The organism is Pontiella sulfatireligans, from assembly GCF_900890705.1.
Taxonomy (GTDB): Bacteria; Verrucomicrobiota; Kiritimatiellia; order Kiritimatiellales; family Pontiellaceae; genus Pontiella; species Pontiella sulfatireligans.
This window is the reverse complement of record NZ_CAAHFH010000002.1, coordinates 570,229-587,976: the sequence shown is the minus strand read 5'-3', so window position 1 is coordinate 587,976 and position 17,748 is coordinate 570,229. Positions and strand designations below refer to the sequence as shown.

The following is a 17,748-nucleotide window of genomic DNA, read 5'->3' as shown; positions in this document are numbered from 1 at the left end:
CTGGTCGATTCAAAGTCCCTGCATGCTGAAATGCTTGTTTACCCATGATTCCACTGCAAATTCCTGTTGCTTCCGAGGCCAAGTCCCACGTGTTTTGATCGACTGGATAGAAATCATGTCCATCCTGTTAAAATTGGTCGCTGTCCGCTTTCAATCATGTCTGAAAAAATGCAGCTCAAGTGACTGTTGCCACAAAATTCTACGGCGAGCCTGATTAAGGGGAATTCCCTGGATAATCGAAGGTTCAAAAATGTATTAATCATCTAAAAAAGCACATAAATGTCTACCGATGGTTGTTTTCGGTTTAGTTAGAATAGTTGTTAGATGTTCATTAGCAATCTACTACCGATCTCTCATTCCGATGGCACACCTTCTGCATTTAGAGACCCGTTCCACCACTGCGGGTGGTTCGATAGATTGTGTAACTTGTAGGAGGATGCTAATGAATAAAATTATGAAAACAACGATGCTTGCGCTCGCTCTCTGCGCCGTCGCTTTGCCGATGGCCACGATGGCGCAAGATATCGTGGAAGAAATTACGGTCGTGGAAGCCGCTGTAGCCGAAGTCACGGCCGCGGACGCCATGTTCACCATTAACAACACTTGGATGATGGTTTCCATCTTTCTCGTATTCATCATGCACCTGGGCTTTGCCATGGTGGAAACCGGCCTGACCCGTGCGAAGAATACGGTCAACATTCTGTTTAAGAACACCGCCATCGTGGCGATCGGGCTGTTGACCTACACGCTGATCGGCTTCAACCTGATGTATCCCGCTGAATGGCTGACGACCGGCATTCTGCCGAAGATTGCGTTGTTTATTGGAACTGATCCCTCCGTTTTGACCACAGGCTACAACGAGGGATACACCTACTGGACCGACTTCCTGTTCCAGGGCATGTTCGCGGCCACCGCGGCCACCATCGTTTCCGGTGCTGTTGCCGAGCGCGTGAAACTCGGGCCGTTCCTGATCTTCTGCACCATCTACGTTGCACTGGTTTACCCGTTTGTCGGTTCCTGGGTCTGGGGCGGCGGCTGGTTGGCTGAAATGGACTTCCACGACTTCGCCGGTTCCACCCTCGTACACTCCGTAGGCGGATGGGGCGCACTCGCAGGCATCATTGTCATCGGCCCGCGTATCGGCAAATTCGTCAACGGAAAGGTTAAAGGCATCATGGGCCATAACATGCCCCTGCTGACGATCGGTGCATTCCTGCTGTGGCTCGGTTGGTTCGGCTTCAACGGCGGTTCGGTGCTGTCTGCTGATCCGATGGCTGTCTCTTATGTTCTCGTCACCACCTGTCTGGCCGCGGCCGCCGGTATCATCGGCTCCATGGCTGCTTCCTGGATCATCCAGAAACAGCCCGATCTGACCATGGTGCTCAACGGCTGTCTCGCCGGTCTGGTGGGCATCACGGCCGGAGCCGACGTGGTTTCCGTCAAGGCCTCCATCCTCATCGGCCTTATCTGCGGCGCGGTTGCAGTGGTTTCTGTAATGACCTTCGATCGTCTGAAGCTCGACGATCCGGTTGGTGCAACCACCGTCCACCTCGTCTGCGGTATTCTCGGCACACTGTTCGTGGGCATCTTTAGCTCGGAGTTCAGCGTTGTTACCCAGGCGATCGGCATTCTGGCCTATGGTGCAGTCTGCTTCCCGGCGGCCCTGCTGATCTTCTACGTTCTGAAGGTCACCGTCGGCATCCGCGTAAGCAAAGAAGAAGAGCTCAAGGGTCTCGACCTTGGCGAGCACGGTCAGGAAGCGTATCATGGCTTCCAGTTCTTCACTAACGTCTAACTTAGAAGGAGATATTAGACATGAAACTAATTATTGCATACATCCAGCCTGAGGCCCTCAACGAAGTGAAGCAGTCGCTCTACGACGCCGGGGTCTACAAAATGTCCGTCACCAATGCCATGGGCTGCGGACAGCAGAAGGGCTACCACGAAACCTACCGCGGCGCGGACATCGAAGTGAACCTGCTCAAGAAGGTGCGCATTGAGATCGCCGTGAACGACGAGTTTGTCGAATCCACTACCGATGCGATCATCAAGGGTGCGCGTTCGGGCAACATCGGGGACGGAAAAATCTTCATCCTCGATCTGCCGGAATGCATCCGGATCCGCACCGGAGAGAAGGGAACAGATGCCGTAGGCTAGACAACAGAATCTCTCCTCCTCGCGTCCCGCTCTCTCTCGGGGCGCATCGTGCCCGACCGTCGTGAGACGGGCGGGCGCTTTTTATTTTTTGGATGCAAGATTGCTGTTGCTTTGCAGGGAAGCGGGCCCATATTCTCAATATCTGGGGGGTAAAGGTGATGGTTCAGAGAGCGTGGATAGTGCTTTCCCTCTTTGTGTTAAGCGGGGGACGATGGCGCAGGTGGAGACCAATCTTCTGTTGAAAGCGGATGCGGTTGAGGAAGGGGCCGTATATTTCGTTTATGAAGACTACCTTTCATCTGCAAAAGACGTTGCGCGGCATCTTCGGGCCCATGTGAAGCGCGGGCCTTATGCCCGCCCGAAACTTGATCTTCCGGACATATTCTATGTGCTGGGAATGCCGGTTTTCCTTTCCGCTTTCTTATCCGTGATCGCGACCATGCTGAAAGAAATGCCGGACACGACGGACACGACATAGGTTTCCGTTACAATCCTTTTGCAAGTTCCCACATGGCTTTGACGGCGGGGCGCTTCAGGTTGCGTTTGCCGGAGCAGAGACCGACCACGTAGGGATCGAGCTGCGGGGTGTCCCGAACCATTTCCACTTTCTCGCGGAACGGGCTTCGCTCCAACGCCAGCCGGGGCACAACGCCGACGCCGGTGCCCAGCCGCACCATCGCAATAAGCGCCTCGTTGCCGGAGACTTCCGAGGCAATGTTTGGAACCGTTCCGTTGTTTCGCAGCCAAGCATCCAGCCGGTGGCGCGCCGTGCCGGATTGAGGAACCACCAGCGGAACCTGCGAGAGATCGAGCTGGCGGTTTTTTCCCGCCACAGGAAGTTCCATCCCGATGGGGGCAATGAACACCAGCGGGGTTTCCACCAGCGGCATGAATTCCAGCTGGGCCTGTTTCCGGTCGGGAAGGGCGGCGACAGCTAGATCGATTTCCCCGCTCATAATTTGTTCGATCGCCTGCTCAGCCGCCCCGGTGCGCAACTCAAGATGCACTTCGGGATAGGCCGTGCGGTAGGATTCCAGCAGTTTGGGCAGCAAACTGTAGACGGCCGTAATCGAGGCATAAATGGAAAGCGTGCCGCTAACCTGTTCCTCGCCCAAGGTCAGGGAATCTTGGAATGTGCGCCAGTCCTGTACCGAGGTGCGGGCATAGGTCAGCAACTTGCGCCCCGCGTCGGTGAGCGCCACGCTGCGGTTGTCGCGCAGAAACAGCGACTGGCCGAGCTCTTCTTCCAAACGCTGGATCGTCCGCGTCAGTGCTGAGGGGCTCAGGTTGCAAGCCCGGCTGGCCCTGCCAAAGTGGAGGAGTTCAGCGGTCTTGATAAAGGTGGTGAGTGCTTGAATGTCCATGGTTGCGTGATGAGTGGGTCGTGAGGCGTGTTTCCATTATCACGCCTCACGTTTCTGTCGTCACGAATTAGGCGAGAGCCTGATTCACGATTTCGCGGGCTTCGGCTTGGATCTGTTTCAGGTGATCCTCGCCCTTGAAGCTTTCGGCGTAGATTTTGTAGATGTCTTCGGTGCCGGAGGGGCGGGCGGCGAACCAGCCGTTTTCGGTGCAGACCTTGAGGCCGCCGATGGCCGCGCCGTTGGCGGGGGCGTGGGTGAGCTTGGCGGTGATAGCTTCACCGGCGAGTGTTTCGGCCTTTACCTGCTCGGGCGAAAGGGCGGCGAGTTTGGCCTTTTCTTCGCGGGTGGCAGGGGCGTCGACGCGGTCGTAGACGGGGCTGCCGAATTTGGCGACGAGCTCCTGGTAGTGCTCGCCCGGATCCTTGCCGGTGACGGCGAGGATTTCGCAGGCCAGCAGGCAGAGGATGATGCCGTCTTTGTCGGTGGTCCAAACGGTGCCGTCCTTGCGCAGGAACGAAGCGCCGGCGGATTCTTCGCCGCCGAAGCCGTAGGAGCCGTCGACGAGGCCGTCGACAAACCATTTAAAGCCGACCGGCACTTCCTGCAAGTCTCGTCCAAGTTCGCCGGCGACGCGGTCGATCATGGAGGAGCTGACAAGCGTCTTGCCGATGGCGGCGTCGGCGCGCCAGCCGGTGCGGTGGGTGAAGAGATAGTTGATGGCGACGGCGAGGTAGTGGTTCGGATTCATTAGACCGGAGGACTTGGTGACGATGCCGTGGCGGTCGTAGTCGGGGTCGTTGCCGAAGGCGATGTCGAAGTCGTCCTTGAGGGCGACGAGGCTGGCCATCGCATAGGGCGAGGAGCAGTCCATGCGCACCTTGCCGTCGCGGTCGACGGTCATGAAGCTGAAGGTGTAGTCGACGGCGTCGTTGCGGATGGTGAAGTTGATGCCGTATTTTTCGGCGATCGGTTTCCAGTAGCGCAGGCCCGCGCCGCCCATGGCGTCGGCGCAGATTTTGAGGCCGGATTTCGCGATGGCTTCCATGTCGATGACGTTGCAGAGGTCGTCGACGTAGGGGGTGATGAAGTCGTAGGCGACGGTGGTGTCGGCGGCGAGGGCTTCGGGATAGTAGAGGCTCGCAACTTCGTCGTTGTTCTCGGCGAGCAGCTCGTTGGCGCGGTCGGCGATCCAGCCGGTGGCGTCGGAGTCGGCCGGTCCGCCGTTGGGCGGGTTGTATTTGAAGCCGCCGTTGTCGGGCGGGTTGTGCGAGGGGGTGATGACGACGCCGTCGGCGAGGCCTTCGGTCTTTCCTTTGTTATAGGCCAGAATGGCGTGCGAGATGACGGGGGTGGGGGTGTAGCCGCCGTCTTTGTCGATCATGACGGTTACGCCGTTGGCCGCGAAAACTTCGAGCGCGGTCTTTTCGGCGGGGATGGACAGCGCGTGGGTATCTTTGCCCATGAAGAGCGGGCCGGTATATCCCTGCTGGGCGCGGTATTCGCAGATGGCCTGCGAGATGGCCATGATGTGGTCTTCGGTAAAGCTGGTCTTGAGCGAGGTGCCTCGGTGGCCGGAGGTGCCGAAGGCGACCTTCTGGTCGGGGTTCGTCACGTCGGGCTGCGTTTCATAGTAAAGGCTGACGAGCTCGGCGATATCCGCCAAATTTTCTTTGGCAACCGGTTTTCCTGCGTCTGGATGAATGGCCATGATTTTTCTCCTGTAAAAAGTTTTTCCCTGTAAAGGCGTATTGCTTAGCAAAGCCCCTGCTGTGGCACAACGGTTTCCGAGGAAAATATTGGAACTGCACCCGGATCCCATATAAAAGAATCCTTTCGATTACGGGGCGCAAATGAAGCAAGGGAGCACATGAAAACGATATCGAACGAGTTGGCGGCAGCAATAAAACCGCTGGAAATGAAGCTAAAGCTGATGTGGTTTGGAGTGTTTCCTGTTTCTGGAATCTACATTTTCATTGCGTGGAAACAGGCTTCGGAAGAACGGGGAACCGCAATTGTTTCGAACCAGATGCTTCCGATTGCCGTTGTTCTCGGGCTGATGGTTCTTTTGCAGTCGTTCGTCTGCCGCTGGTTCACGCTCTCGCCGCACGGCTTGGTCAAGGTGGTGAGCGGAAAGCAACCGGCTTGGCTGAAGAGGATCGCAAACCCCGAGTCGCCCCAGGCCAAGGCGGCGCTTAAGCAGGAACATATAGATGCTTTGGAAGGCGATGAGCTGAAGCTGTATCAATATAGCGGGTGTCTGATGAGCGCGGTTCTCATCCAGTGGGGCCTGGTGAACACCTGCGCTTTGTTCGGCATGATGCTGCCGCCGGTGCAGTGCCAGCCGGCGGGAGCCATTGTTGCCGGGGTGCTCAGCGCCACGTGCATGCTGTTCCACTTTCCAAATATTGGAAGTGCTTTTGCTTCGGGCTTGGAGCTGGCCGAATTTGAAAAGGGCATGAACCGGGAGCAAGACGGCTAGGGCAGGCCGTCCTGCCGGAAGGCCGCTCGTGCGTGCGGACGACTCCGTTTGTTATTTTTCTTCTTTCTTTTCCTGTTCGCTGGGGGGCGGGCCATCGACCAGTTCGATTTCCGGTATGACAATTCCGGTTTCCGCGGCTTGTGTTGGAACGGGTTGCTCGCGTTGTGCTTCGACATAGCGCTGCAACATTTTTTTCTGCTCTCCGCTCAGGCGCGGGAAATGGAAAATCCCTTCGTTATCCCATGATTTGGTTCCGGCAATGATGCCGAGCCGGCTGATGAAGGTTTGCAGGAGTTGGTCGTGTGGATACCGGTAGGTCACATCGCCTTCAGTAAAGGTGACCCAAACATCATAGCCGAGCCATTCTTTCTTGAAGGTCAGACGGGTGGCCGACTGTTCGGGATTGATGAGGTCGTCCTGATGGGTTTCTTCCCATTGGGCTTTAACATCCTTGAAAACCGCTTTTGACTTTCCGCAGTGCGGGCATGAGCGCACGCCTTTGTTGAGGAAGCCGGAGATTAGATAGGCTTTCCGGCAATTGGGGCAAATTACGGCGCAGTTGTTTCCGTGGCAGTCCGCCACTTCAACTTGTCGTTCTTTCATTGTCATGAACGTGTCGGTTGACTCGCCTCCGTCGGACGACTTGACGAAATCATCAACGGCGGATTGCAATTGCTTCCCTTTGGTGATGATGGTGGCCGAGGTCAACAGGTCGGGATGCAGTTCGGTCGGTTGGTGCCCGTCCGGCAACCCGGTTTTTTTGCTCACCACCCAAGAGGTGTATGGACGGTGCGGCCCCAGAATCTCTTCCCAGTTCACTTTTTCCAGAACTCCGAAGCCCAGATAGCTTTGGACTGCGCCATACGTTACCCGGACCTTGTTTTCGTTCAAATATTCCAATGCCTGTCGAATGTCACCTTTCATAAAACCTCCGTTGTCATCCTATAAAACACTAAGTCATGCTAGCATGACAACAAAAAGTTAGGGTGTTTTGACTTCCCTTGTGTAGTTAAAGGTTCTCTGGTTATAATTTTCGGGTAGAATAATAGTGGTTGGCCAGAAGGCGCGTGCTAACCTTGCTTTAAGCTTTAGAAACAGTACAGGAGGAGCATTATGAGTGAACAAATTCAATTCAAGCCGCCACAGGTGCGGTTAAACATTCCATTGCTGACATCGATTCCGGTGTTGGTGGTGGGTGCGCTGGTTGCAGGGGTTGTCTTTTTCTGGTTTTTCTGCCGGATCGAGCCGGGTGCTGGACAGATTGCGGTGCTGATCCGCAAGACGGGCGACAATCTGGCTCCGAGCCAAGTGATTGCGCTGGAGCAGGGGCAGAAGGGCATTCAGATCGATGTGCTTCCTGAGGGCCGCTATTTCCGGAACCCGTATACGTGGAGCTGGAAAATAGAACGTATTCTCGATGTGCCGGCCGGCCAGCTGGGCGTGATGACCCGTCTTTATGGAGACGAGCTGCTCCCCGGCGAAATCATTGCGGGCGACGGCCAGCGCGGCATTGTGCAGGAAATCCTGCGGCCCGGCAAATACCGCATCAATCCCTATGCCACGCACGTGGCGCTTTTCAACGCCATCAACATCACGCCCGGCAACGTTGGCGTGGTGACGGCGCTGACGGGCAAGGATGTGCTCAACAACGAACTGGCACTCGGCGAACGCAACACCTTCATGGTGGGCGAAGGCCTCAAGGGCGTGTCCGGGCGCCTGCTCGATCCGGGGACGCACTACCTCAACCCCTACATGTACAACGTCGTCGAGGTCAACATCCAGAGCCATCTCTTCGAGATGTCCGGCAAGGATGTCATCAACTTTCTGACGTTGGATGGATTTACAGTGACGGTCGAAGGCAAGATCGAATTCGGGATCGAACGCGATGAAGCCGCCTTCCTGTCCCACCGCGTCGGCGATATGGACGACGTCATCAAAAAGCTGATTTTGCCGCGAGCACGTGGCTTCAGCCGCATCGAAGGCAGCAAGCATCCGGCGGTCAACTTTATCGTGGGCGAGACGCGCCAGAAGTTCCAGAGCGACCTTGAAAGCCATCTGCGTGCCAAATCCAAGGGCTGGGGCATCGATATCAAGGCCGTGATGGTGAGCAAGATTATTGTGCCCGACGAGATTGCCAGCATTAACCGCGACCGCGAGCTTGCCGTGCAGGATGCCGCCAAATACGAGCAGCAGATTGTGCAGGCCAAATCGAAGGCCGAGCTGACCAAGCAGGAAATGCTTGCCGTTCAGAGCAAGGAAAAGGTCGAGGCCGATACCAAGCGCATCCGCGCCGTCATCGACGCCGAGCAGGACCAGTCCGTGCGCCTGATCGCCGCGCAGAAGGAACTTGATGTGGCGAAGGTCGAATACGAGGCCGCGCTCTTCCAGGCCGAAGCGATCATCCTGACCGCCGATGGCGAGAAAGACGCGATCAAGGCGCAGAACGAGGCCGAGGCCGCCGTGCTGCAAAACCGGGTTTCCGCATTGGGCGGCGGCGACAACTTTGCGCGCTACACGCTCTACGAAAAGATCGGCCCGCAGGTGATGTCGGTGCTTAGCTCCGACTCCAACGAAGGGGTGGGCGGCATCTTCAGCTCGTTTGCTCCCGCGAAAGGAGGTGCAGAATGAAAAAAATAATTTCAGCAGTCGTTACAATCGTTATCATACTCGGTGCATTGCAGTTCATGTGGCTTTGGGGATTCTGCCGTTTCTACGTCGGCCCGAACAAAATGGCCATCATCACGGCCAAGAACGGCAAGGCGCTCGAGCCCGGGCAGATCCTTGCCCGCGACGGGCAGAAGGGGATCCGGGAGGAGACCCTTGCCGAAGGGCGCCACTTCCTCAATCCCATCTTCTACGAGCGCGAGATTGTCGCCGCAATCCTCATCGATCCCGGCAAGGTCGGGGTCGTGACCTCCAAGGTTGGGGCGAAGCTTCCCGAGGGCGAGTTTATCGCCGAGCGCGGCCAGAAAGGGATCTGGCGCAGTGTGCTCGGTCCGGGCAAATATCGCATGAACCCCTACGGCTACAATGTCGAGATCGTCGATGCCATCAGCATCCCGATCGGCTATGACGGGGTCGTGACCTCGCTCGCCGGCGAGCGGGCTGCCAGCGGTGAATTTGCCAACGCAAAGCAACAGGGCGTTCGCAAGGATGTGCTGCAGCCGGGGCTCTACTATGTCAACCCGAAGGAGTACAAGGTGGATGTGCTTGAGATTGGCATCAACCAGGTTTCATTAATGGGGGAAAGCGGCGGCAAGGTCGTTACGAAGGCGCGGCAGCTCGGACAGAACGAAGCATTGAATGTGCTTCAAGCCAACATGCTGCAACGGCAGGAAGAGAAGCGGGCCGACTACTTCAGCCAGCGCAAGGGCCAGGAGCAGGTCGACTTCAAGGCGGGCAAGCGTGTGCGCGATGCCGACTACGCAGCGATGGAAGTTGGTGAAATGAACCTGATGGAACTCGTCAGTTTTCCATCGCGCGACGGCTTTCCGATCAGTCTCGATATGACGGTTGAGTTTGAGCTTTCGCCCGAACGCATCGCCGGCATCTTCCGGCGCTACGGCGACCTGCCGGCCGTGGTCGACAAGATCATTATGCCGCAGATCACCTCCATCTCGCGCAACAAGGGATCGGAATACCGCGCCAAGGATTTCATCGTTGGCGAAGGTCGCGAAAAATTCCAGAACGAACTGACCGTATCGCTGGAGCAGACGCTTGGCGGAAAGGACATCAAGGTCTACAACGCGCTCATCCGGCACGTGGAAGTGCCCGACGAAATCCGCGCTCCGATCCAGCAGGCCAGCGTGGCCGTCGAGCAGGACCTCACCAACAAGGAACGGCAAAACACCGCACGCAAAGAGGCCGAGTTGAACACCGAGCTATCGCTCATCAACCAGCGCGGCGAACAGGTGATGCAGGAGACCGAAAAGCTCAAGGCCGAGATTGCCGCCGACCTCGACAAACAGGTGGCGCAGATCCAGGCCGAGACGCTCAAAAAAGCAGCGGAAATCAAAAAGATGACGGCGGCGATTGAAGCGGACAAAGTCAGGGTGCTGGGGCAGGCGAAGGCGACGTCCATCGAAAAAGTCGAGGGCGAAAAAGCCAACGGCCTGCAGCTCAAGACCGCTGCCTTTGGCGATCCGCTGGCCTACGCGCAGTGGACCTTTGCTGATACGTTGAATCCAAAGATGAAGCTTAACATTATCCACGCTGGCGAAGGCACCCTCTGGACCGATCTCGAGAATACCGGCTTCGCCGAACTCGGCGGCGCCCAGCAACTGAAGAAGCGGAAATAAGAGCCGTTCGCCCGCGTTAGGGCATTCCGGCAAGCCGTCTATGGGCGTTGGCGATTTGAGCGGCCATCTTTTCCGGAACGCCCGCGCCTTCGGCGAGCTGCGGCCAGGCTTCTAGTGCGCGGTCGGTCTGTTCGAGGATTTCATCGACGGCCTTGGCGCTCGCGATGCGGAAGCGTTTGGCGACGGCGTGGAAGTCCGGCCGATCAAAGTCGTCGCGCTTGCCGTTGATGCGCATCTGGTGCCGGTGCGTCCATGCGCCGTCCGGGTTGTAGGAATAGGTGACGTCGTAGGCCGGGGCGAGCGACCACTGCCCGCGCTTGTCCATGAGGAAGGCAATGTTTTTGGTGTGGTCGTCCTGGTTGCGGGCGAACACATTGAAGACCATTCTGCGAAAGAGCTGTTCGAGCGCTTCCCTGCCGAGGCCGAGGCGCTGCGCAACATCCATCGCCTGTTCGTAGCCGTATGCCCCGGCCTGGTTGAAATCCATGTGGGCAATCCCGCAAAGCGTCTGCATGAAAATCTTCCGGCCTTCGGAGGTGCGGTCGAACCGGCGGGTCATGAAGTGGCTGCGCCCGTTTTCGTTGTAGAGCCGGCATTCGCTCATTTCGATTCCGGCCAGCAACGCCAGGCGGTGGTAGGCATATTCAACCTTGCCGAAGCCTTGGGGATCGTTCAGCTCCTTGTCGCGGTTGCCGGCCACGCCGTCGAACTTCATCAGCCAGTAGCCGAAGCCCGGCGGCGCCTTGACCTGCCCAGAGCGGACTTCGCCGTTTTTTTCGTTCCAGGCAATAATCGCCTTGGCGCGCGCGCCTCCGGCGGAAGTTCCGACGCGGAGAATGTCGCGCATGGCATCAAGATCCTCTGCGCTGTTGTTGCCAATAGCGGTGTCGAGCATTTCCTTTTGGGCGAGCGCAGTGTTGGCCAGATCGACAAGTTCCTTGATGTCGATCGGGATGGAGCCGCTTTGGCGTTCGCGCATGGCGGGGCGGAATTCCAGTGCACCCATGCCGCGCGTGCCGATGTAGCACAGTCGTTCGAGAGGGGTGAAGTCCGTCCGCTGCCGCCCGGTCCGCACGAGCCATTCGTCGATCAGCAGGTTGCCGAACTTGTCCGGCAGCGAGTCGGCCAGCATGCCGGGCAGTCCGTGGAACGAATCCTTCGGCAGTTCAGGGAAGAAGTAGACCTGCTCTCCCAGCGGCATGGCGATGGGGGCCAGCTCAATGCCGCTGTCGAGGAAGGCTTCGGCATATTGGAACGATGCCGCGTCGCGTCCGGCATCCCAAGCGGCGGCACCGACGACGTTTCCCCATAGCAGAATCTCGGCTGTTGTGGCTGGCATGTTGTTTCCTTTTGTTTCTACTCGTCTTCTTTCCACGTCCAAGCGGTATCGCTCGGCAGTGGATAGCGGATTTTACGGGATGCTTTTTGGCGCACCTTGCCCTTGAGCTTGGCCAGCTCAATCGGGCTGACGGGCGGCTCGGGCAGGAACTGGTCGAGCTGTCCCAGACGCCCCAGCGCCCGCAGGATGCAGATGAACGTTTCGAGCGTGGTGCCTTGGCCTTTTTCAGCTGCCACCAGCGTCCGCCGGGAGATTCCGGCGCGCTCCGCCAGATCAGCCTGCGTGATGTTTTGGTTCAGCCGTTCGCGCTGCAGGCGCCGGCCGAGATCTTTTTGGATCTCTGCATTTCCCATGTTTTCGAGATTCATCATGGGGCTAATATGGCAGATGTTTGGTGATATGCAACATAAAAGAGCAATATAGTGCGCATAAAAATATAAGTCCAGTGTGCGGAAAAATACACAATATGGCCGTATAGGTCATAGATGAGCAAATAATTGCACATAAATAAATGATAGACCGTGTTGTCCTTCATCGGTTGGCTGAGGTGAATCCTTCAAAAAGCTCGAAGGATTTATCGTGTTGGGTTACCTTCTCTACCTATTGCTCATGGAAGAAAAGGAGACTGCATGAATCGTAAAAGCTTTATCATCGCATCTGCGGCTGCGGCCGCAGGAAGCGCGCTTAGTACTCAGGCCGCCGGACGTACGCCGAAGAAGTCCGGTTTCAAAATCTCGCTCGCGCAGTGGTCGATCCGCGCATTCCATCGTGCCAAGCCTGGAGCTGACAACTACCTAGATCCGCTCGACTTTGCGAAATACGCCAAGAACATCTGTGGGATCGGCGGCCTTGAATACGTCAACTCATTCTACTTCGGCAAAGAGGGCGACGACGCCTATTTTGCGGAGCTCAAAAAGCGTGCGGACGGCGAAGGCGTTAAAAGCCTGCTCATCATGTGCGACCGGTGCGGCCAGGTTGGCGCATCCCAGGAAGAGGTGCGAATTGAAACCGTTGAAAAGCACAAGCCTTGGCTGGCGGCCGCCGCGCAGCTGGGCTGCCACTCTATTCGTGTGAATGCGCAAAGCGCCGGATCCTTTGAGGAACAGCAAAAGCTCGCGGTCGATGGATTAACCAAACTCGCCGAAGCCGCCAAGCCGTATGGCCTGAATGTCATCGTCGAAAACCATGGAGGCCTCTCCAGCAACGGCGAGTGGTTGTCCGGCGTTATGAAGATGGTGGATCTTCCAACGGTTGGAACGCTTCCGGACTTTGGAAACTTCACGCTGAACAGAAAAACAGGCGAACAGTACGACCGCTACAAGGGCATACAGGAACTCATGCCGTTCGCCAAAGGCGTTAGCGCCAAGAGCCACGCGTTCGATGCCGAAGGCAACGAAACAAAGAGCGACTATTTCCGCATTATGAAGATCGTGGCCGACTCCGGCTACCGCGGCTATGTCGGCGTCGAGTGGGAAGGCGGCAAGCCCGGTACGACCGAAGGCATTATGCTCACCAAGGCGCTGATCGAACGAGCCATTGCGGCGCTGTAAAAAAGGTAGGGACGGCTCGCCGAGCCGTCCGCCAGTCCTGGGTGCGGCGCTTTCGGCGAAAGCGCCCTACCTTGCTGCCTAGTAGTTTTCGCCGAGCACTTCGAAGTGCGCCTGCGGGTGTGCGCAGGCCGGGCACATTCCGGGGGCTTCTTCGGCTTCGTGGATGAAACCGCAGTTGCGGCACTGCCAGATTACAACGCCGTCTTTCTTGAAGACCTTTCCTGCTTCGAGGTTGGCCAGCAGATCACGGTACTGCTTTTCATGCTGTTTTTCTGCAATGGAAATTTTTTCCCAGATCACAGCAGCGGCTACGAAACCTTCTTCACGAGCTTTTGCTGCAAACGCCGGATAGAGCTCGGTCCACTCTTCGTTTTCTCCATCGGCCGCACCTTTCAGGTTTTCAGCCGTCGTGCCAATCACGCCAGCGGGGAAGGTCGCTGTGATTTCGCACATTCCACCTTCGAGCTGTTTGAAGAAACGCTTTGCGTGTTCTTTTTCCTGATCAGCTGTTCTCTCGAACATGGCAGAAATTTGAACCAGCCCTTCCTTCTTTGCGGCGCTGGCAAAGTAGGTGTAGCGCATACGCGCCTGGGATTCTCCCGCAAATGATTTCATCAGGTTCTTTTCAGTTTCGGTTCCTTTAATGTCCGGCATGGTATTGCTCCTTGGTTAGTTGTTCTTACAGTTATGGCACATGCCGCGAATCTGCAGATGCAGAGACTCCACGCGGCCGAGATTTTCAATGCCCTCTGGGAGGGGGATTTCGTCGTTCAAATAAACATCGGCAATGCACCCGCACTCGGTGCAGATAAAGTGGTGGTGTGCGTCGGAGTTGGCGTCGTAGCGGGCGCGTCCGCACACTGGATCGACGCGGCTGATCAGGCCCATGTCCTCTAGCGAGGAAAGCGTGCGGTAGACGGTGTCGTGCGAGATGGTCGGCATGCGTTCGCGCACGCGCTTGAGAATGGTGTCCGCATCGGGGTGCTCATCGGTCTGGGCCACTTCGCGGAAGATTTCCATCCGCTGGTGCGTCATCCGCAAGCCGGCATTCTGGCAGGCCAGTTTGAGGCGCTCGATATGGTTCGTCGTTCCGCCTTCAGGCGGCTCTGCGGACTGGCCGCCTAAAGGCGGAACTACGAACGTTTCTTCCTCACGCATGTTCAATGTCCGTATGGTTCGAGATTTCGGAGTTAGTGGTGAAGAGGTCGCCGCGGTTGAGCGCGTGTACATCGTCGTGTCCGGTGATGCGCGCGAAGGTCTTCAGTTCTTCGGTGCAGACGCGGAGATAGTTGGCGAGCCGCTCGGCGGATTGGTCCACGTCGAGCCGGGCGCGCAGTTCGGGATCCTGCGAGGTGATGCCAACGGGGCAGCGGCCGGTGCCGCACATGCGGTATTGCTGGCAGCCGATCGCCATCATTGCGGCGCTGGCAATCGCCACGGCATCGGCGCCCATGGCCAGCGCTTTGGCGAAATCGGACGAGACCCTCAGGCCGCCGGTGACGATCAGTGCCACGTCGCCGGCCTGGTGCTCGTCGAGATATTTGCGTGCGCGGTGCAGCGCGTAGATGGTGGGCACCGAGGTGGCCGCCTTGATGTATTTCGGTGCAGAGCCGGTCGCGCCGGTGCGCCCGTCGATCGTGATGAAGTCCGGGCGGGCTTTCAGCGCGGCCTCCAGATCGGCTTCAATGTTTCCCGCCGCCAGCTTGATGCCAACGGGGCGGTCGCCGGAAGCTTCGCGCAGCCAGATCACCTTGGCCCTCAGCTCTTCCGGACACTGGATGTCGTCGAACGAGGAGGGGCTGATGATGTCCCTGCCTTGCGGGCGGGCGCGCACGGCGGCGATTTCATCGGTAACTTTGTCGCCGGGCAGATGGCCACCCATGCCGGGTTTTGCGGATTGGCCAATCTTGATTTCGATGGCGTCGGCGTTTTTCAGGTTTTCTTCATTCACGCTGTATTGGTTGGGCACATATTCGAAAATATATTTATGCGCCAATGCGCGACTTTCAGGCAGGATGCCGCCTTCGCCGGAGCACATGCCTGCGCCAACCATGGCGCTGCCCTTCGCCAGCGCCATCTTGGCTTCTTTCGAAAGGGCGCCGTACGACATGTGCGAAACCATCACCGGCGTTTCCAGCACCATGGGTTTTCCGGTGTTTTTGCCAATCACGGTTCGGGTCGAAACCTCTGCGTCGTGCGCGAGGGGCAGGGTAGAGAGCTGCGCGCCTTTCACCAGAATATCGTTCCAGGAAACCACCGGGAGTTTGGTGCGCATCGGTTCATAGATCGAGTGGCCGGTTTCAGCCATCTCGTGAATGTCCTTCATCCAGCCTTCCGTGTCATCAGACGGACGGGTCCATGTTTCCAGATAGGCCCCTTCCGGTTTGGCTGCGGGAGCCGGGGCGGGCTGGTCATCCGCTGCGGGTTCATCTCCCTTGCATTCAAACAGTGCTTTTCCTGCGCCGCAGACCGGGCAGGCCCAGTCATCGGGCAGTTCACCTTCCTGACTGTGCTCATATCCACAAACGCTGCATACATAGTTCATCATATTCTCTCTTCGTTGAAGTCGTTCATTAAAGCTCTATCGACCCTGCCTGTAAAACCTTGTTCATTATTTTGACTACTTAGGATCTAATCCTAATAAGGATATTCTAAATCAGCTCCGGATCACTCATGATCTCCACTAGTGCCGGCCCTTCAACGGCCAGTGCTGCTTTTACTGCATCTTCCAGCTCGTTCAGTTTTTCAACGCGGAACCCCTTTGCGCCGCAGATATCGGCATATTCGGCGAAGCTCGGATTATGCAGGTCGGTTTCCCAAACGGTCATACCGGCCATTTTCTGTTCCGTACTGATTTTTCCTAGTTCGTGGTTGTTTAGCAGAATGTGGGTGATGTTCATGTTGTACTTCACCGCCGTACACAGCTCGCCCATGTATTGCCCGAATCCGCCGTCGCCGGTGAGCGCGACGATGGGGCGGTCGGGCGCGGCGGCCCAGGCGCCCATGGCGGCGGGATAGCCGAAACCGATCGAACCGAGATAGCCCGACATCAAAACGGGCTGTCCCTTGCTCTCGAAGTAGCGCCCGAACGAATAGGTGTTGTTGCCGACGTCCACCGCAATTACCGCGTTCTCGGGAATCAGCTCGCTTAGCGCCTCGAAAATCTCGGCGGCGTTGAGACCATGGCCTTCGTGCTTGGCGGCGCGGTTCTTCTTTTCCGTGGTCCATTCGGCTTTCTTTGCGGCGATTTCCTTGCGGCGGTCGGTGCAGGCGGGGTTTTTCAGCCGCTTCAAAAACAGTTCGGCGGTGATGCCGATTTCGCCGACCACCGGAACGGCAACAGAATGAAATTTGCCGAGCGTGATCGGATCGAGATCCACCTGGATGGTCGGTATGTCCGGATTGATGCCCGTGTGCTGCGAGAACGACGCACCGAAGACGACCAGCAGGTCGGCGCTGTTCATGAAGTGCGCCGAAACCAATGTGCCGCTACGACCAAGCACGCCGCAACCCAGTGGATCGGAGTCGGGAATCAGTCCCTTGCCCTTGAAGGTGGTGATGACCGGGCAACCCAGTTCGTTAGCGAGCTTCAGGATGCCCGACATCCTGAACCTTGCGCCGTGGCCCACGATGATCGCTGGGCGATCGGCTTTGTTGATCAGCTCCATTGCTTGGTCGATGGATTGGGCCGGGGGAGTGGTTTCAAGGTTGGGTAGCCTTCCCTCGGGGCTTCCGGCCTGTGGGGCAGGGGCGGGCAGCGTCTGCACCTCGTTGGGGAATATGAGATGGCCGACGTCACGCTGGAGGATGGCGTTCTTTAGAGCGAGGTTCATTAGTTCGGCATGGTTGCTGGTGTCGAGCACGGTCCGGCTCCAGCACGCGACGCTCGAAAACGCCGATGCCAGATCCACTTCTTGAAACGCGCCGGGGCCGAGCACCTGCGTATCGATCTGGCCGGTCAAAGCGAGAATCGGAATCCGGTCCACACGGGCATCCCACAGTCCGGTCAGCAGATTGGTCGCGCCGGGGCCGGCAATACTCAGGCAGGCGGCGGGCTTGCCCGTCAATTTGCCGAAGGCGGAGGCCGCAAACGAGGCGGCGCCTTCGTGCCGGATGCCGATATAGTGCAGTTTGCCCGCTTCGCATTGTTTGCGGATGGCGTCGGCCAGCCCGAGGTTGGAGTGGCCGACCATGCCGAAGACGTGGGTCACGCCCCAGTTGATCATGGTCTGCACCATCACATCAGAGACGTTCTGTTCTACTGCGGATTCTTCGGCAGGTTCTTCGGAGGAAGGGATCTCGGTGAATTCAGAGGCGGGTACGCCGCATACCGGGCAGATTTCGGGCGGGGCGTCGCCTTCGTGGATATAGCCGCAAACATTGCATTTCCAAGCCATCTCTTGTTCTCCAGTTTAAGAATACTTCCTATATCGGAGAGGGTGGGGAGATGCGAGGAATTAAATCCTTATATGTTAATAAGGAATTTGTCTCACTAACTGGTGCGGGAGGTTCAGACGCTCCTTCAGCTTTAGTTCCTTACAGTCCAACTTCTATCCAAAAT

General features: G+C 57.4%; 16 protein-coding genes. 7 read left to right on the top strand and 9 right to left on the bottom strand.

Annotated elements, in window-relative coordinates; translation table 11 throughout:
* Positions 1 to 442: 442 nt before the first annotated feature.
* From SCARR_RS15465 to SCARR_RS15455, 3 genes are all read left to right on the top strand, one after another.
* Complete coding sequence (locus tag SCARR_RS15465; RefSeq protein WP_222846338.1) at positions 443 to 1,795, top strand: ammonium transporter; 1,353 nt, start codon at positions 443 to 445, stop codon at positions 1,793 to 1,795.
* Positions 1,796 to 1,815: 20 nt separating this feature from the next.
* A complete protein-coding gene (locus SCARR_RS15460) occupies positions 1,816 to 2,157 on the top strand; it encodes a P-II family nitrogen regulator (protein ID WP_136062573.1) in 342 nt (113 codons plus the stop codon).
* 88 nt (positions 2,158 to 2,245) lie between these two features.
* Complete coding sequence (locus SCARR_RS15455) at positions 2,246 to 2,635, top strand: hypothetical protein (protein ID WP_136062572.1); 390 nt, start codon at positions 2,246 to 2,248, stop codon at positions 2,633 to 2,635.
* 7 nt (positions 2,636 to 2,642) lie between these two features.
* On the opposite strand, the gene ilvY is transcribed toward SCARR_RS15455, so the two are convergent.
* Both ilvY and pgm read right to left on the bottom strand, forming a co-directional pair.
* Positions 2,643 to 3,521: an HTH-type transcriptional activator IlvY gene (ilvY, locus tag SCARR_RS15450; protein ID WP_136062571.1), complete on the bottom strand. Its 879-nt coding sequence runs from the start codon at positions 3,519 to 3,521 to the stop codon at positions 2,643 to 2,645.
* A gap of 67 nt (positions 3,522 to 3,588) precedes the next feature.
* Positions 3,589 to 5,229, bottom strand: a complete 1,641-nt coding sequence (gene pgm, locus SCARR_RS15445; protein WP_136062570.1) for a phosphoglucomutase (alpha-D-glucose-1,6-bisphosphate-dependent) — start codon at positions 5,227 to 5,229, stop codon at positions 3,589 to 3,591.
* A 159-nt stretch (positions 5,230 to 5,388) separates the two neighbouring features.
* Here pgm and SCARR_RS15440 point away from each other — a divergent pair, with 159 nt between their 5' ends.
* Complete coding sequence (locus SCARR_RS15440; RefSeq protein ID WP_136062569.1) at positions 5,389 to 6,000, top strand: hypothetical protein; 612 nt, start codon at positions 5,389 to 5,391, stop codon at positions 5,998 to 6,000.
* A 51-nt stretch (positions 6,001 to 6,051) separates the two neighbouring features.
* Here the strand turns inward: SCARR_RS15440 and SCARR_RS15435 are convergent, their stop codons facing one another.
* Entirely contained in the window at positions 6,052 to 6,924 is an 873-nt protein-coding gene (locus SCARR_RS15435; RefSeq protein WP_136062568.1) for a hypothetical protein, read from the bottom strand.
* A 189-nt stretch (positions 6,925 to 7,113) separates the two neighbouring features.
* Here SCARR_RS15435 and SCARR_RS15430 point away from each other — a divergent pair, with 189 nt between their 5' ends.
* Positions 7,114 to 8,628, top strand: coding sequence for an SPFH domain-containing protein (locus SCARR_RS15430; protein ID WP_136062567.1), 1,515 nt, complete (start codon positions 7,114 to 7,116; stop codon positions 8,626 to 8,628).
* Positions 8,625 to 10,298 (top strand): SPFH domain-containing protein, encoded by a 1,674-nt coding sequence (locus SCARR_RS15425; RefSeq protein ID WP_136062566.1) that lies wholly within the window; start codon positions 8,625 to 8,627, stop codon positions 10,296 to 10,298. The genes SCARR_RS15430 and SCARR_RS15425 overlap by 4 nt, the downstream gene beginning before the upstream one ends.
* A gap of 16 nt (positions 10,299 to 10,314) precedes the next feature.
* On the opposite strand, the gene SCARR_RS15420 is transcribed toward SCARR_RS15425, so the two are convergent.
* On the bottom strand, positions 10,315 to 11,637 hold the full coding sequence (locus SCARR_RS15420; RefSeq protein WP_136062565.1) for a type II toxin-antitoxin system HipA family toxin: 1,323 nt from the start codon (positions 11,635 to 11,637) through the stop codon (positions 10,315 to 10,317).
* Positions 11,638 to 11,654: 17 nt separating this feature from the next.
* Positions 11,655 to 12,008, bottom strand: a complete 354-nt coding sequence (locus SCARR_RS15415) for a helix-turn-helix domain-containing protein (protein ID WP_136062564.1) — start codon at positions 12,006 to 12,008, stop codon at positions 11,655 to 11,657.
* Positions 12,009 to 12,266: 258 nt separating this feature from the next.
* Between SCARR_RS15415 and SCARR_RS15410 the strand changes: the two genes are divergently transcribed.
* Positions 12,267 to 13,187 carry a sugar phosphate isomerase/epimerase family protein gene (locus tag SCARR_RS15410; protein WP_136062563.1) on the top strand — a complete coding sequence of 307 codons (921 nt, stop codon included), beginning with the start codon at positions 12,267 to 12,269 and terminating at the stop codon, positions 13,185 to 13,187.
* A gap of 78 nt (positions 13,188 to 13,265) precedes the next feature.
* Here the strand turns inward: SCARR_RS15410 and rbr are convergent, their stop codons facing one another.
* The 4 genes from rbr to SCARR_RS15390 form a co-directional block, all read right to left on the bottom strand.
* Entirely contained in the window at positions 13,266 to 13,841 is a 576-nt protein-coding gene (gene rbr, locus SCARR_RS15405) for a rubrerythrin (protein ID WP_136062562.1), read from the bottom strand.
* 15 nt (positions 13,842 to 13,856) lie between these two features.
* On the bottom strand, positions 13,857 to 14,345 hold the full coding sequence (locus SCARR_RS15400) for a Fur family transcriptional regulator (protein ID WP_168433348.1): 489 nt from the start codon (positions 14,343 to 14,345) through the stop codon (positions 13,857 to 13,859).
* Positions 14,338 to 15,735, bottom strand: coding sequence for a glutamate synthase-related protein (locus SCARR_RS15395; protein WP_136062560.1), 1,398 nt, complete (start codon positions 15,733 to 15,735; stop codon positions 14,338 to 14,340). The genes SCARR_RS15400 and SCARR_RS15395 overlap by 8 nt, the downstream gene beginning before the upstream one ends.
* 103 nt (positions 15,736 to 15,838) lie before the next feature.
* A complete protein-coding gene (locus tag SCARR_RS15390; protein WP_136062559.1) occupies positions 15,839 to 17,584 on the bottom strand; it encodes a thiamine pyrophosphate-dependent enzyme in 1,746 nt (581 codons plus the stop codon).
* Positions 17,585 to 17,748 lie beyond the last annotated feature (164 nt).

Excerpts from the sequence above, each read along its gene's own strand:
- SCARR_RS15465 (WP_222846338.1), top strand. The coding sequence starts at position 443 with ATGAATAAAATTATGAAAACAACGATGCTTGCGCTCGCTCTCTGCGCC.
- SCARR_RS15460 (WP_136062573.1), top strand. The coding sequence starts at position 1,816 with ATGAAACTAATTATTGCATACATCCAGCCTGAGGCCCTCAACGAAGTG.
- ilvY (WP_136062571.1), bottom strand. The coding sequence starts at position 3,521 with ATGGACATTCAAGCACTCACCACCTTTATCAAGACCGCTGAACTCCTC.
- pgm (WP_136062570.1), bottom strand. The coding sequence starts at position 5,229 with ATGGCCATTCATCCAGACGCAGGAAAACCGGTTGCCAAAGAAAATTTG.
- SCARR_RS15440 (WP_136062569.1), top strand. The coding sequence starts at position 5,389 with ATGAAAACGATATCGAACGAGTTGGCGGCAGCAATAAAACCGCTGGAA.
- SCARR_RS15435 (WP_136062568.1), bottom strand. The coding sequence starts at position 6,924 with ATGAAAGGTGACATTCGACAGGCATTGGAATATTTGAACGAAAACAAG.
- SCARR_RS15430 (WP_136062567.1), top strand. The coding sequence starts at position 7,114 with ATGAGTGAACAAATTCAATTCAAGCCGCCACAGGTGCGGTTAAACATT.
- SCARR_RS15425 (WP_136062566.1), top strand. The coding sequence starts at position 8,625 with ATGAAAAAAATAATTTCAGCAGTCGTTACAATCGTTATCATACTCGGT.
- SCARR_RS15420 (WP_136062565.1), bottom strand. The coding sequence starts at position 11,637 with ATGCCAGCCACAACAGCCGAGATTCTGCTATGGGGAAACGTCGTCGGT.
- SCARR_RS15415 (WP_136062564.1), bottom strand. The coding sequence starts at position 12,008 with ATGATGAATCTCGAAAACATGGGAAATGCAGAGATCCAAAAAGATCTC.
- SCARR_RS15410 (WP_136062563.1), top strand. The coding sequence starts at position 12,267 with ATGAATCGTAAAAGCTTTATCATCGCATCTGCGGCTGCGGCCGCAGGA.
- rbr (WP_136062562.1), bottom strand. The coding sequence starts at position 13,841 with ATGCCGGACATTAAAGGAACCGAAACTGAAAAGAACCTGATGAAATCA.
- SCARR_RS15400 (WP_168433348.1), bottom strand. The coding sequence starts at position 14,345 with ATGCGTGAGGAAGAAACGTTCGTAGTTCCGCCTTTAGGCGGCCAGTCC.
- SCARR_RS15395 (WP_136062560.1), bottom strand. The coding sequence starts at position 15,735 with ATGATGAACTATGTATGCAGCGTTTGTGGATATGAGCACAGTCAGGAA.
- SCARR_RS15390 (WP_136062559.1), bottom strand. The coding sequence starts at position 17,584 with ATGGCTTGGAAATGCAATGTTTGCGGCTATATCCACGAAGGCGACGCC.